The sequence below is a fragment of the Pseudomonas sp. ML2-2023-3 genome (assembly GCF_037055275.1).
In the GTDB taxonomy this organism is placed as follows: Bacteria; Pseudomonadota; Gammaproteobacteria; order Pseudomonadales; family Pseudomonadaceae; genus Aquipseudomonas.
In genome coordinates this window covers 2,937,280-2,951,294 of sequence record NZ_CP146343.1, presented here as the reverse complement: position 1 = coordinate 2,951,294, position 14,015 = coordinate 2,937,280, and the positions used below count along the sequence as shown (strand labels likewise).

Sequence of the window (14,015 nt, the reverse complement as noted above, 5' to 3'; positions counted from 1 at the left end):
AAAGGGCTAAACAGTAGTGAACGAGACCTACCCGAATGCACACGAAACCCGCAGAAAACCTAGCCTCAGCAGTAAATCCGGTATCGAGGAGGTTTTCTGTTGCACCTATGATGGATCGTGACTATTTAATTAAAAAACTCATACAAATCAATAATATATTTTAATAACGATTATTGCTGTAGCAAAATTTTAGCAGCAGATAAGACTTCATATAAATTGATCCAAAAGCGCCTTCCCCCGATCCGTCCAATCAAAGACAGTACGAGCTCGAAACTAGTGTCTCGAGCGGTTAGTTCATTAGGGAAACTCCGAACAAGTCTCCAAGTATGCTGAAATACAGCCTCACCACCTGCCCCGAGTGCGTCATGAGCCAGATGAGCTTTTCCGATTTCGAATACGCGGGCAAGCGCAAGCAAACACGCCGCGAACGGTTCCTCGCCGAGATGGATCAGGTCGTGCCCTGGAGCGGTTTACTGGCGTTGATCGAGCCGTATTATCCGAAGGCTGGTGGTGGCCGAAAACCGTATCCGCTGGAAACCATGCTGCGCATTCACTTGCTGCAAAACTGGTTCTCGCTGAGCGATCCTGCCATGGAAGAAGCGCTGTATGAAATCACGCCCATGCGCCAGTTTGCGCACTTGACCCTGAGCGCGCCGATCCCTGAAGACACCACGATCATGAACTTCCGACACCTGCTAGAGAATCATAAGTTGGCGCCGGCGATCCTGGCGGTCATCAACGGTTATTTGCAGGAGAAAGGCCTCTCGCTGCGCCAGGGCACCATCGTCGATGCGACGATTATCCACGCGCCCAGTTCGACTAAAAACGAGCACGGTAAACGCGATCCAGAGATGCATCAGACGAAGAAAGGCAATCAATATTTCTTCGGAATGAAGGCCCATATTGGTGCCGACGTTGAGTCGGGGCTGGTTCACCACGTTCACGGCACCGCGGCGAATGTAGCCGATGTCACTCAGGTTGCCGAACTGCTGCACGGCGAGGAAAACGCGGTCTACGCTGATGCTGGTTACACCGGTGTCGAGAAGCGCGAAGAGCATGAAAACCGTGAAGTGGTTTGGCAAATCGCCGCGCGACGCAGCACCTATTCCAAGCTGAACAAGCGCAGCGTGCTGTACAAAGCCAAGCGCAAAATCGAGTACCTCAAGGCCCAGACACGGGCCAAGGTCGAACACCCATTTCGGGTGATCAAACGTCAGTTCGGTTATGTGAAAGTGCGCTTTCGCGGCCTGATGAAAAACACCGCTCAATTGACCACGCTGTTTGCCTTGTCCAATTTATGGATGGCTCGAAAAAAGCTGATGGGTATGGGCTAATTACGCACGTAACACGGAGAAATGGGCTGACAAGCTCGCCAAGGCGGCGCGTACGGGATATTTCGCGGTCAATAGCGCCAAATTCAGCGGGATTTTCAACTTACTGCGCGGTTGCGGCAAGTTGATCGGAGCTTCCCAAGGTATCACTAATAGAATTTATTAACGGATTAATGAACACTGGGCAAGACGAATTCACTAGGAAGTGCATATAGGAGAGAAAGGGGCCGCTGGCCCCTTTCTCTCTTTTAAGCCTGAGCCGCTCTCAGCACCCCAACCTGCTCTACAAGCCAAGCCATTTGCTCATTAAGATTCTTGGCATCCTGCTGCTTAATGTTCAAGGAGTTATAAGCAGCATGAACATCAGAGGCCTTGATGTGAGTGTATCGCTTCAGTGTTTGCCAGTCCCGATGTCCGCTCATCAAAGCTACCTGGGGGACGCTCAATCCAATTCCAAAGAAGTCCGTGATTGCCTTGTGTCGCAAGTCATGGAATCTCACTGGACGGGCCACGCCTGCTTCCGCCCGAGCACGCGAGAAAGCAACCGACACCGACTTTGGGTTGTAGGGGAATATTGGCCCCGATGTACGAGTCCCGATGAAATTTTCAACAACCTCCCAAGCTGATGGCAGCAAGGGCACCGTTTCGTCGTTACCCATTTTTTCGTCCGGGTGCTTTCTGTCACGAATAATTACAGTCTTGTTTTCATGGCTCAGATCTTCAATTCGGATGTTGCATATCTCTGATTGTCGCATTGAAGTATACAACCCGAACCTGATCACCTTGGGCATATCAATTTTTTGGCGTTTCTTCGTCGCGAACACGCCAATGATTGCGTCAATCTCCGATTGCGTTGGAACACATTCAACCTCCCGGCTTTTGATCCTCAGTTTGTGGCTAGTCTTCAAGCTTTTGCGAGCCTTGTCTGCCATATCCCGATCAACATCCAAGTGCTTTACGTCGTAGCAGTAACGCAGAACCGTCGATAGGAGAGAGAGATCGCCTGCAATGGTCTGGCCCTGTACGCCTTCTTTCTTCCTGGCCTCGATGAAAGCATCCAGGTGACTTTTGGATAGACGCTCGATCCCGATATTCCCGAATCGATCCTTCAGGGCACTGTAGATGAAGAGAGCGCTCCGCTGAAGCGTTCGTCCGGGCTGTATGTAATCCAGGTAGTCGTCTATATAATGACCAACAGTCGAGCCCTTTGGAGCTGATGTCCTGCCAGTGGCTTTGATTTCTTCAAGTTGACGCCCCTTCTCTTTCGCGAAAGCCTTTGCCAGCTTCTCGGATGAAAACGTCGAGCTGATCGTTTTGTGGCCTTTGGCTCGGATCAAGACACGCCAGTTGCCGCTGGGGAGCTGCTGAAAAGAAGCCATGCTCGTGTTCACTCACTGTTCATTTACTAGTACCCGAGGCATACCTTTTATGCACACGACGTGTACCCCAGGTGTACCGAAACCGTCATTTCGACCCCTGAAATGTACACGAAGAATAGCATGAAACTACGCTGCAGGCCTTTAAAATCAAGGTTTTATGAATCGTAAATTTTCTGTTGCACCCATGATGGATTGGACAGATCGCCATTGTCGCTTTTTCCTGCGCCTGCTATCCAAAAATGCGCTGCTGTACACCGAGATGGTCACCGCTGGGGCGCTGCTCAATGGTGATGCCGAGCGTTTTTTGCGTCATGACGAAACTGAGCATCCGCTGGCCTTGCAGTTGGGGGGCAGTGTGCCGGCGGATTTGGCTGCGTGTGCGCGCATGGCTCAAGACGCAGGTTATGACGAAGTCAATCTTAACGTCGGCTGCCCGAGTGATCGGGTTCAGAACAATATGATTGGCGCTTGCCTGATGGCGCACCCCGCGCTGGTTGCAGACTGCGTGAAGGCTATGCGTGATGCTGTGTCCACTCCCGTCACGGTCAAGCATCGGATTGGCATCAACGGGCGCGATAGCTACGAACAGTTGTGCGATTTTGTCGGGACTGTGCGTGATGCAGGCTGCACTAGCTTTACTGTGCATGCGCGTATTGCCATTCTCGAAGGGTTATCGCCTAAAGAAAACCGCGACATTCCTCCTCTGCGTTATGACGTTGCCGCGCAGTTGAAGAGTGATTTCCCTGAGCTGGAGATCATTCTCAACGGCGGGATCAAGACACTTGAGCAATGCCAGGAGCATTTGCAGGTATTTGACGGTGTGATGCTCGGCCGTGAGGCGTATCACAATCCGTACATTCTGGCTAAGGTCGATCAGCAGCTGTTTGGCTGTACCACCCCTGTTATTTCACGCGCTCAAGCCCTGGCGCTGTTACGCCCCTATATCGCTGCTCATATCGCAGCAGGTGGTTCGATGCACCACATCACGCGGCATATTTTGGGACTGGGCCAGGGGTTCCCGGGTGCACGTCGTTTCCGCCAGTTGCTGTCAGTGGGCATCCATAAGGCCAAGGACCCACTGGCGTTGCTGGATCAAGCCGGGGAGTTGCTGGAGGGTCGCTGAAGCCGGGGTAATTAAAAAGGGGCCGTTCCTGCACAGGAACGACCCCTTTTTTATGTGCCGCACCCTGCTCAGTGGCGCTCGAGTGCATTCACCAAGTCATGGAACGCTTCGCGATTGGAGTCGTTGAGCCCCATTAGGATCTTGTGCGCTTCAAGCACTTTGACGCGAACCACTTCTTCGGACTGATCCTGTGAAGGCAAGTCCGTCAGGCATCCCGGGCACGGAATCGGCTGGCCTATGATGTTAAATACCTGATCGAAGCCCATCGACTCCAGCAGTCGGGTAATGTCTTCGTGGGTGGTGACAACCGTCGGCAGCAGGCCTATTTTTTGGCGCGACATAATCGACAGTTTCGCCAGCAAACCCAGTGTAGTGCTGTCGATACTGCGGGTTTCAGTGAGGTCAATCACAATGGCGTTGAAGTTCAACGCAGTGAAGATCCTCTCGATTGTTGCATCCAGTGCCGAACACAACGTCAGACGCACTTCGCCCACAAACTTCAGGACAAAGGTGCCATCCTGTTCGGCGAACTGAATTCTACCGGTACTCATTTAAGATTCCTGCTTAACACCAACAGGGCGATATCATCCGGCATCTCCCCTAGCGTAGCTAATCCAAACACCTGGCGCAGACCATCCAGGCTGCCGCCCGCTGCCTTCACCAACTGAGGTAACGCAGCTTCTTTCTCTTTGAGCGTCGGCTCAGTCAAAAGGTCCAAAATTCCGTCAGACATCAGCGTAAGGCTGAAGGATTCCGGCAGTTTCAGAACCTGATCTTCATACGTGGCTTCGTTGAACAAACCAACGGGCAGCCCTCGCCCTTCAAGATAACTCACACTGTCAGGAGTGTAGAGCACCGGCAGTGGCAGGTGCCCGCCAATGCTGTAAGTCAGCAAACCGGTTTCTTCATCAATCACGCCGCCCACCATGGTCACGTGCTTGCCCAACTTGCAGTTGATCAGGCCACGGTTGATGTGCCCAAGCACCTCGGAGGGCTTGAACTCCGGCAACGTACCGTTGCGCTTGGATTCAAACAGCAAGCGGGTGGTCATGAACTTGAGCAACACCGTGACGAACGCTGAGGACGCGCCGTGACCGGAGACGTCAGCCAGGTAAAACGCTACCCGACGCTCGTCAACCCGGAAGTAGTCGACAAAATCGCCGGACAGGTACAGGGACGGAATGATCTGATGAGCGAAATTAAAGTCATCAATGGACCACGGGCTGATCGGCAGCATGTTCATCTGTACTTGCCTGCCGGCGTTCTGGTCTTCCTGTAGCAAGTGCAGGCTAGCCTCAAGCTCACGGTTTGCAGACTCAAGCTTGTCCCGATAGCGCTGGTTTTCGAGCTGCAACCTTGCACGATCGAGCGCACGGTGGACCGAGTGTTCCAGAACGGCGAGATCTTCGAGGGGCTTGATCAGGTAGTCGGCAGCGCCCAGACGCAACGCCTCGACCACATCGCTCATCACGCCCGCACCCGAGATGACGATCACCGGGGTTTGCGCAGACCGCAGGCTGACCTGGCGAATCAGCTCCAGGCCACTCATTTGCGGCATGCGCAGGTCACAGATGACTAAATCCGGCTGCTCTTGCTCGAACACCTGTAGCCCTTGCAAGCCATTACTGGCCTGAAGGACGCTGAAGCCGCTGTCTTCCAAGTAGGCCGCCAGACTGGCGCGTACTACTTCGTCGTCATCAATGATCAGCAGCGTGGCACTGGTTTTTTGCATGTGGGCAAACGGCGCCAGAATTAGGTTGCCGCGAGATCTCGAATACGTCGGACTCACGACTGAATTGGCTTGTGAACATCCCTGATTCAAATCGACTGTGTTGCTCGATCCTACAAAGGTGCCCGTGTAAGGCGCAGACGGTACTCCCATCCGCGGGGGGTTTCAAGCTCAGGCCGATGGTGGTTTGAGGTGTTCGTCACGTTAAATTCCCACGGGTTATAAGAACCTCGTTAACGGCAACTAAAACCTAGGTCTGAAAGGCTCTAAAGCGGAGTATTTCTCATCTGCAACATTAAAAAAACGGCCGCTCGGGCCGTTTTTTTTACAAGGGTCGAATGATTTAAAAGTCGTCGACTACCTGACCGTCCTTGACCTTGAATTCACGGTTTTGCAGGTACGCATTACGGATAAAGACGTACTTGTCACCCGTGATCAGTTTTTCGGCTGACAACAAGCTGGCGCGGGTATCAATCAGGTCCATGCCGATGGTCATGTTACGGGCCGGCACATCACTGATGTAGCGGTACGGTTCGGTGAAAGAGTCCGGGTAGATACCCACGGCATCACGTACGGTGCTAGGGCCCAGAAGCGGCAGCACCAGATAAGGGCCGCTTTCAACGCCCCAACGCCCGAGGGTCTGGCCAAAGTCTTCGCTGTTGCGATGCAGGCCCATCTTGGTGCCCAGATCAAAGAAGCCGGCCACACCCAGCGTGGTGTTGAGCAACAGACGGGCTGTGTCTACACCGGCAGCATGGGGCTTGGCCTGCAGGACATCGTTGGCCAGGTTGCGGATGTCACCGATGTTGCGGTACATGTTGTGGATGCCATCCTCCAGGAACTGAGGAGTGATGTATTGATAGCCCTGGGCAAGTGGCTTCAAGGCATAGGTATCAATCGTGTCGTTGAATTTGAACACGACACGGTTAAACCCTTCCCACGGGTCATCTTCAGTGGCGGCATTGGCAGCCAATGGCAACATGGCCACACCGGCACAAACAAATAGCTGAGCAAGACGATCAGTCCAGCGCATAGCAAAAACTCCCTGAAGTTACTTGATACTTGGGCGCTATGCCCTGAGTCAGATCATCAGTATAACGGCAAATGTCTTTTAGGCAGCCCCCAAGCAATACCCTAAACAGACTTGAGTAGATGATAGACGTTCCACAGCCCCGGGATTCTTTTGAAACCACCGGCTGGCCACCCCGAAAAAACACGCACAAGGGATTGTGATTGAGATCATGCACTCCAGGCGCGAGTGGATTAATCTAGGGTCCTTACAGACCTTTTGTTCATTGCGAAGGTCTACACCAGAGCCTATCAATAAAGGATGAATGCTATGCCTGCCCGCGACCTGCAAGAACAACTCAATACCTTGCGCGAGCAACTGGAACAGAATCCGCCGCTCACTCAAGAAGAGCGTGAGCACTTGGTCCAGCTCTCAACACAAATCCAGGCTCAGATCGACATCGAGAAAGCGACCAACGACACCAGCCTGGCCGACAGCGTCAACCTCGCCGTAGAACGCTTCGAGGTCGAACACCCTACCCTGGCCGTCACGCTGCGCAACATCGTACAAACCCTGGGCAACATCGGGATCTGATCACCCGGAGCCCCACAAACAACAAAGCCCCGACTCACTAAACATGAGTCGGGGCTTTTTTTGCTACTCAGCCAGTCAGACCACTGATTGACCGCTCAGTGCCAGGTCAAGCAGTTCACGGTTGGCAACCGCGTACATCGCGTAGTCGTTGCCAGTGGCGGCACGCAGATCGACCAGCATCGAGCGCCAGCGCTCAACCATCGAGTTGTTCTGCTCAAGCCACAAGGCAAGACGTGCTTCGATACTTTCACCGGCATCGGTCATCTGCAACACCGACACGGTAATTGCACGCTGCTGCCAGTCGATATCGTCGCGGAACGCTTCGCGAGCCAGCGCCTGCCAGTTGTTTTCTACCGGCAAGTTGCTGATCTGCTGCAAGTACCAGGTCAGGTCCAGTGCGCTGCCCACGGTGAAATACGCCTTGGCTACATCCGCAGCGTTCTGGCCGGTCACATCCGAGGCCTCGATAATCGGCAGCAAGGTGTACAGGTGCGTAGTACCCGCCACCATCCGCGCTAGCAACTCCGGCACGCCCGCCGCTACGTAAGCCTGATAGCGGGTCTGCCAGCCTTCGCGGGTAGGGCCTTCCAGCAGTTCGTCGAGCTTGAGCCCCAACGCTGCCAGATGCGGCCCGAAGTGCGCCACATCGCGCGCCGCGTCCAGTTCGTTACGACGGCTGCGCAGGAACCAGCGCGTAGCACGGCGGCCCAGTCGCATCAGCTCATCCATCAGCGCCAGCTGGATTTCAGCCGGTACCTGATAGTCCAGCGCTTCGATCTGACGGAACCAGTGTGGGAGGTGGAAAATATCCCGCACGATCACATAAGCACCGGCCACGTTGGCCGCACTCATGCCAGTCGACTCTTTCAAGCGCTCCACAAAGGTGATGCCCATGTGGTTGACCAGATCGTTGGCGATCTGGGTGCTGACGATTTCACGCTTCAGACGGTGACGACGCATGGCTTCGGCAAACTTGCTGACCAGCATCGGCGGGAACGCGGTTTCCATGTCCCGGGTCAGATAGTCATCATCGGGCACCAGAGAGTTGAGCAAGGCTTCCTTGAGGTCGATCTTGCTGTAGGAGATCAGCACCGACAGCTCGGCACGGGTCAGGCCATGACCTGCAGCAACGCGCTCGTTGAGCTGCTCTTCTGACGGCAGGAACTCAATGGCGCGATCCAGCTTGCCACGGGCTTCCAGATCGTTCATCAGGCGCTTGTATTCAGCAATTCGCTCATAAGCACGACGGGCCGCCAACGAAATGGCCTGGGTCTGCTTATAGTTGTTGCCCAGCACCAGACCGCCCACTTCGTCAGTCATGCTGCCCAGCAACTGATTGCGCTGCTTCTCGGTCATATCACCCGCCTGCACAACTTCGTTGAGCAGGATCTTGATATTCACTTCGTGGTCAGAGCAGTCAACGCCACCGGCGTTGTCGATAAAGTCGGTGTTGGAACCACCGCCGTTGAGGTTGAACTCGACACGACCCAGTTGAGTCATGCCCAGGTTGCCGCCCTCACCCACTACCTTGCAGCGCAATTCGTTGCCATTGACGCGCAACGCATCGTTGGCCTTGTCGCCGACATCGGCGTGGCTTTCGCTGCTGGCTTTGACGTAAGTGCCGATACCGCCGTTCCACAACAGATCCACAGGCGCCTTGAGCAAGGCGTTCAGCAGTTCGGTCGGGGTCAGCTTGTCGGCAGTGATTGCGAAACGCTCTTTCATCTCTGGGGAGATGGCGATGCTTTTTGCGCTACGGGAGAAAATACCGCCACCCGCCGACATGATGCTGGTGTCGTAATCCGACCAGGCCGAACGCGGCAAATCGAACAGGCGCTGACGTTCAACGAAGCTATTGGCAGGCTCCGGGTTTGGATCGATGAAGATATGCAGGTGGTTAAAGGCCGCAACCAGCTGCAGCTTGTCGGACATTAACAAGCCGTTGCCGAACACGTCACCGGCCATGTCGCCGACACCGACCACACTGATGCTGTCTTTCTGGACGTTGATCCCGCGCTCTTTAAAGTGACGCTGCACGCCAACCCAGGCGCCCTTGGCGGTGATGCCCATCTTTTTATGGTCATAACCGGCCGAACCTCCCGACGCGAACGCATCACCCAGCCAGAAGCCGTAATCGATGGCAATGCCGTTGGCGATGTCGGAGAAGGTCGCAGTGCCCTTGTCGGCAGCGACCACCAGGTACGGGTCATCGTCGTCGTGACGAACCACGTTCAAAGGCGGCACCAGCGCGCCGTCCTTCAAGTTGTCGGTGATATCCAGCAGGCCGGAAATAAAGATCCGGTAGCAGGCAATCGCCTCGGCCTGGATCTCGTCACGACCGCCGCCCAATGGCAAGCGACGCGGTACGAAACCGCCCTTGGCACCCACCGGCACGATGACCGAGTTCTTCACTTGCTGAGCTTTAACCAGGCCCAGCACTTCGGTACGGAAATCTTCTTCACGGTCCGACCAGCGCAAACCGCCGCGAGCCACGTTACCGAAGCGCAGGTGCACGCCTTCAACCCGTGGCGAGTAAACGAAGATTTCAAACTTCGGCACCGGCTTTGGCAGCTCGGGGATCAGGTGCGGGTTGAACTTGAAGCTGAAGTACGAACGGTTGTGACCGTTGGCGTCCGGCTGGTAGAAGTTGGTACGCAGCGTGGCTTTGATCAGATCCAGATAGCGACGCAGGATACGGTCTTCGTTAAGCACCTGAACGTCGTCCAGGGCCGTCAGAATGGCCTGTTCCAGACGCAGTTGCTTGTCTTCCAGGTCTTCGGCCGTGAGCTTGCGCGCCAGGTAGAAGCGGGTCTTGAATAGCCGGGTCAATTCGCGAGCGATGTCGGTGTGGTTGTTCAGGGTGCTGGCGATGTAACCCAGGTCAAAGCCCAGGCGGATCTGCTTCAGATAACGGGCGTAAGCACGCAGCAACGCCACATCACGCCACGGCAAGCCGGCAGTCAGTACCAGACGGTTGAACGCATCGTTCTCGGCATCGCCGCGCACGATATGCACGAACGCATCCTGCAGCGTGTCATTGAGCTGCTGGATATCCAGGTTCAAGCCTTCACCCGCGGTAAAGGCGAAGTCATGGATCCAGAACTCACGACCATTGGCGTGACGCAGGCGATACGGGAATTCACCCAGGACGCGCAGGCCAAGGTTTTCCAGAATCGGCAACACATCGGACAGCGCCAGCGGCGTGTCGGCGTGGTACAGCTTGCAATGCAGTTCCTGACCGGCGCTCTGACCCAGAGGCTGATAGAAACTCATCACCAGCGGGTTTTTATCGCTCAGGCTCATCAGGTGCTGCATGTCGACCACGGCAGAGTGCGCGGCAAAGCGCTCGCGGTAACCTGCCGGGAAGCCTTTAGGGAAGTCAGACAGCACTTTAGTGCCGTTGGCCTCGCCAAAGCTTTCAACCACCAGACTTGCATAGTCGTCCTGCCAGCTGCGGCAGGCCTGGATCACTTCTTTTTCCAGCAGCAGCGGGTCGATATCGATCCGGTTCTTTGGATCAACCCGCAAAATCAGCTGCACACGGGCCAGTACCGACTCAGAGAAGAAGGTCCAGAACTCGCAATCAGAGGCCTGCAGACGCTCCATCAGCACCTGCTGGATCTTCTGCCGCACTTCGGTGGAGTACACATCACGCGGCACGTAGGCCAGGCAATAGCAGAAACGGCCATACGGGTCTTTGCGCAGGAACACGCGAATCTTGTTGCGCTCCTGGATTTGCACAATCGACATCACAGTGGTGAACAACTCATCCACCGGCGTCTGGAACAAGTCATCACGGGGCAGCACTTCAACGACCTGGGCCAGTTCCTTGCCCAGGTGAGCCTTGGGCTGGAAGCCCGAGCGACGTTCGATTTCTGCAACCTTGCGACGGATATAAGGGATCACCCGCACGCTTTCGCCGTACACCGAGGAGGTGTACAAGCCCATGAAGCGGCATTCCTTGATGACCTTGCCGTCAGCATCGATCTGGCGGATCGACACATAGTCCGGGTAAGCCGGGCGATGAACGCGGCTAGGATGTGCCGCCTTGGCAAACGACAACAGGGTCGGCATGCGCAGGTAGCTGACGGCGTAATCTTCGATACGCAGGTCTTCGGCAGTCAGGCCCGCGCGCAGCAGTTTGGTCAGACCGAGGAAGGAGTCGGCGTCATATTCAATATGCCCGCCATCCGCCTCGTCACGTACCACAAATTCTTCGTAGCCCAGGAAAGTGAAGTGGTTACCCACCAGCCATTCCAGGAAGCTTTTGACTTCGGCTTTCTCATCGGCATCGACGGCGTACTGGCAGTGATCGACACTGGCCAGCAACTCCTGAACCTTGGCCTTCATCGGCTCAAAGTCAGCTACCGCCACGCGCACTTCACCCAGAACCTGCTCCAGTTCCTTGCTCAGCACATTCAATTCGGCTACGTGGGCGCAGCGATCGATTTCCAGGTACATCAGCGACTCTTGCGAGACGCCTTCCCCTGAAGTGCCCTTGGGCAGGATTTCCAGCAACTCCCCCTTGCTGCCGCGGCGAACGCTCAATACCGTGGTTTGCAGGGTATGGATGCTGTAACCGCGACGGTTCAGCTCGGTACGCACCGAGTCCACCAGGAACGGCAAGTCATGATGCAGCACCTCGACGGCAGTGTGCGTCGACTGCCAGCCGTGGCGTTCGTAATCGGGGTTGAAGACCCGCACTTGCGGCTGCGCAGGGTCGAAGCGTTCCAGCAGACGCCAGGCCGACAGTGTGCAGCCGGCCAGGTCGGACATCCGACGTTGGGTGAGTTCATCCAGAGAAATGATGCCGAAGAATTGCTCAGCGAACAGCGCCACTTGTGGCAGTGCCTGTTCACTGATGTGCTGCGCCAGTGCTGCTTGCAGTTGATGCTGGAAGTCGGCTTTGCTGGCTGCGGTGAAGAACGCCATCTGTGGTACTCCGCTTGGGCTTGTTATTGAGAGAAGCGTCGCATGCTGTTCCCGCGAGGGAGCTGTCAATACTGTGCAAGGCCTATCTTGGCAGTTACCTTCTACGCACAGCATGACAGGGAGGTGAAGCTGGCCGTGACCCACGGGTCACATTCACGCTCCAGGATGGGTATCTACAAAAACGACTGCCGGATAAACAGGCTGTGCCTTTAGAGATAACTATCACCGCGCAGCTTAACGATTGAGCCGCACAACCTGCTTACGGTGCGGCGACATATTCGGTCATCGGGACGCAACCTCACGTGCTGTCAGGGAATAACCCTAGCATTCACAAGCGAAAAACCTTCATAGAAGCACCGTACTTTCTCAAGTCAGTCTCAGAAATAACTGACCATTTGCCCTGTTGCGCCATTCCCGCATGCACAAATCGGTTGAGACTGGCAAAATCCGCCCCTGTTCGACTTGCCCGCGCCCAGAGCGCCAGGAACTCCCCATGCAAATGACCACCGACCACCTGCTTGCCAACCCGTGCGACGACGAAGAAGACAACATGGCCATGCTGTGTTGCCACACTGACAGCGGCGAAATGTTCCTGATGACCCGCTACCCCGACGAAGACGAGCTGGAAATCACCCTTGAGGACGAGCCTTCGACACTGGACGGCATCAAGGTCACCTTGAGCCCTACCCGCCTGCTGATCGAAATCGGCGCGGGCGATACAGACGTGCTCAAGGGCGACGACCACCTGGAAATCCGCCACAACACGGCAGCCGCAGACCTGGCAGAAGTCGAAGAAACCTTGCAGAACATCCTAAAGGGCACCGGTACCTACGTCAGCGAACTGGGCTAACCCCTGTGGGAGCGGGCTTGCTCGCGATGCAGGCGCCACGGTTCTTCTGCTGAACCACAGTGATGCAATCGCGGGCAAGCCCGGCTCCCACAGCTTCCCCTCCACTTCAGACGCAAAGGTATCAACCGGATGCCCCCGATCTTCGACGCCCACTGCCACATCATCGACGGCGCTTACCCGTTAGTGCCCAACAACGGCTACCTGCCTGATTTCTTCAGTGTCCATGACTACCTGTCACGGACAGAACCGCTGGGCATCGTCGGCGGGGCAGTGGTTTCGGGGTCCTTTCAGGGGTTTGATCAGACTTACCTGATCGCTGCACTAAAGCGTTTAGGCCCAGGCTTTGTGGGCGTCACCCAGCTTGCAGCCAGCGTTACTGATGAGCAGCTGCACACCTTGCACCAGCACGGCGTGTGCGCCCTGCGCTTCAACCTCAAGCGCGGCGGATCAGAGCAGCTCGACCAGCTCGAATTCCTGGCCAGGCGGGTACATGAGCAAGTCGGCTGGCACTCGGAGCTGTATATCGATTCTCGCGAATTGTCCGGCATTGAGGCCCGGCTGCGCCGATTGCCAGCACTGAGCATCGATCATCTGGGACTGAGCCGCGAAGGGCTGCCCTGCCTGCTTCGCCTTGCCGAGCAGGGTGTACGCATCAAGGCCTGCGGATTTGGCCGGGTTGATTTTGATGTCCCACCCGTGTTGCAACAGATACACAGTGCCAACCCCAACGCCCTGATGTTTGGCACCGACCTGCCCTCAACCCGGGCACCTCGGGCTTTTGCAGACAGCGACATTGCCTTGCTGATCGACGCACTGGGCGAAGACGGCGCCCGGCAAGCCCTGTGGCACAACGCCCGGGCATTTTATGGGCTGTAGCCGTTGCGACCGCTTCGCGATCGATCGCAGCCTCGCGGAGCTCGTCAGCGACTACAGATTCGTCGCCTACCCCGCACCGTAGTCGCTGACGAGTAGAACGAGGCTGCGTCAGGTTTGGTGCGCCACTGCGACGAAGCAGTCGTAAAACCGGCCACCATGGTTCATCAGGCAAACCGCGCGCACCCCGTTTTA

At 55.8% G+C, this 14,015-nt stretch carries 10 protein-coding genes; 5 read left to right on the top strand and 5 right to left on the bottom strand.

What is annotated here, in order from left to right; genetic code table 11:
• Positions 1-365 precede the first annotated feature (365 nt).
• On the top strand, positions 366-1,334 hold the full coding sequence (locus V6P94_RS13635; protein WP_338647021.1) for an IS5 family transposase: 969 nt from the start codon (positions 366-368) through the stop codon (positions 1,332-1,334).
• 245 nt (positions 1,335-1,579) lie between these two features.
• On the opposite strand, the gene V6P94_RS13630 is transcribed toward V6P94_RS13635, so the two are convergent.
• Positions 1,580-2,710, bottom strand: coding sequence for a site-specific integrase (locus V6P94_RS13630; protein ID WP_338647019.1), 1,131 nt, complete (start codon positions 2,708-2,710; stop codon positions 1,580-1,582).
• Positions 2,711-2,867: 157 nt separating this feature from the next.
• On the opposite strand from V6P94_RS13630, the gene dusA reads away from it, so the two are divergent.
• A complete protein-coding gene (gene dusA / locus V6P94_RS13625) occupies positions 2,868-3,833 on the top strand; it encodes a tRNA dihydrouridine(20/20a) synthase DusA (protein WP_338647017.1) in 966 nt (321 codons plus the stop codon).
• 68 nt (positions 3,834-3,901) lie between these two features.
• On the opposite strand, the gene rssC is transcribed toward dusA, so the two are convergent.
• The 3 genes from rssC to V6P94_RS13610 all read right to left on the bottom strand — a co-directional run bounded on the left by rssC (position 3,902) and on the right by V6P94_RS13610 (position 6,595).
• A complete protein-coding gene (rssC, locus tag V6P94_RS13620; RefSeq protein ID WP_338647015.1) occupies positions 3,902-4,384 on the bottom strand; it encodes an anti-sigma factor antagonist RssC in 483 nt (160 codons plus the stop codon).
• On the bottom strand, positions 4,381-5,565 hold the full coding sequence (gene rssB / locus V6P94_RS13615; protein ID WP_338647013.1) for a two-component system response regulator RssB: 1,185 nt from the start codon (positions 5,563-5,565) through the stop codon (positions 4,381-4,383). Before rssB ends, rssC begins: the two co-directional genes overlap by 4 nt.
• Before the next feature lie 340 nt (positions 5,566-5,905).
• The gene (locus tag V6P94_RS13610) at positions 5,906-6,595 is read right to left on the bottom strand and encodes a VacJ family lipoprotein (RefSeq protein WP_338647011.1); all 690 of its coding nucleotides are present in this window, start codon (positions 6,593-6,595) and stop codon (positions 5,906-5,908) included.
• A 306-nt stretch (positions 6,596-6,901) separates the two neighbouring features.
• Between V6P94_RS13610 and V6P94_RS13605 the strand changes: the two genes are divergently transcribed.
• On the top strand, positions 6,902-7,165 hold the full coding sequence (locus tag V6P94_RS13605; RefSeq protein ID WP_133078380.1) for a DUF4404 family protein: 264 nt from the start codon (positions 6,902-6,904) through the stop codon (positions 7,163-7,165).
• A 75-nt stretch (positions 7,166-7,240) separates the two neighbouring features.
• Here V6P94_RS13605 and V6P94_RS13600 read toward each other — a convergent pair whose 3' ends face one another.
• Positions 7,241-12,097, bottom strand: coding sequence for an NAD-glutamate dehydrogenase (locus V6P94_RS13600; protein WP_338647009.1), 4,857 nt, complete (start codon positions 12,095-12,097; stop codon positions 7,241-7,243).
• Positions 12,098-12,590: 493 nt separating this feature from the next.
• Between V6P94_RS13600 and V6P94_RS13595 the strand changes: the two genes are divergently transcribed.
• The gene (locus tag V6P94_RS13595; RefSeq protein WP_133078378.1) at positions 12,591-12,947 is read left to right on the top strand and encodes a hypothetical protein; all 357 of its coding nucleotides are present in this window, start codon (positions 12,591-12,593) and stop codon (positions 12,945-12,947) included.
• Between the two features lie 129 nt (positions 12,948-13,076).
• Positions 13,077-13,823 (top strand): amidohydrolase family protein, encoded by a 747-nt coding sequence (locus V6P94_RS13590; protein WP_338647006.1) that lies wholly within the window; start codon positions 13,077-13,079, stop codon positions 13,821-13,823.
• Positions 13,824-14,015 lie beyond the last annotated feature (192 nt).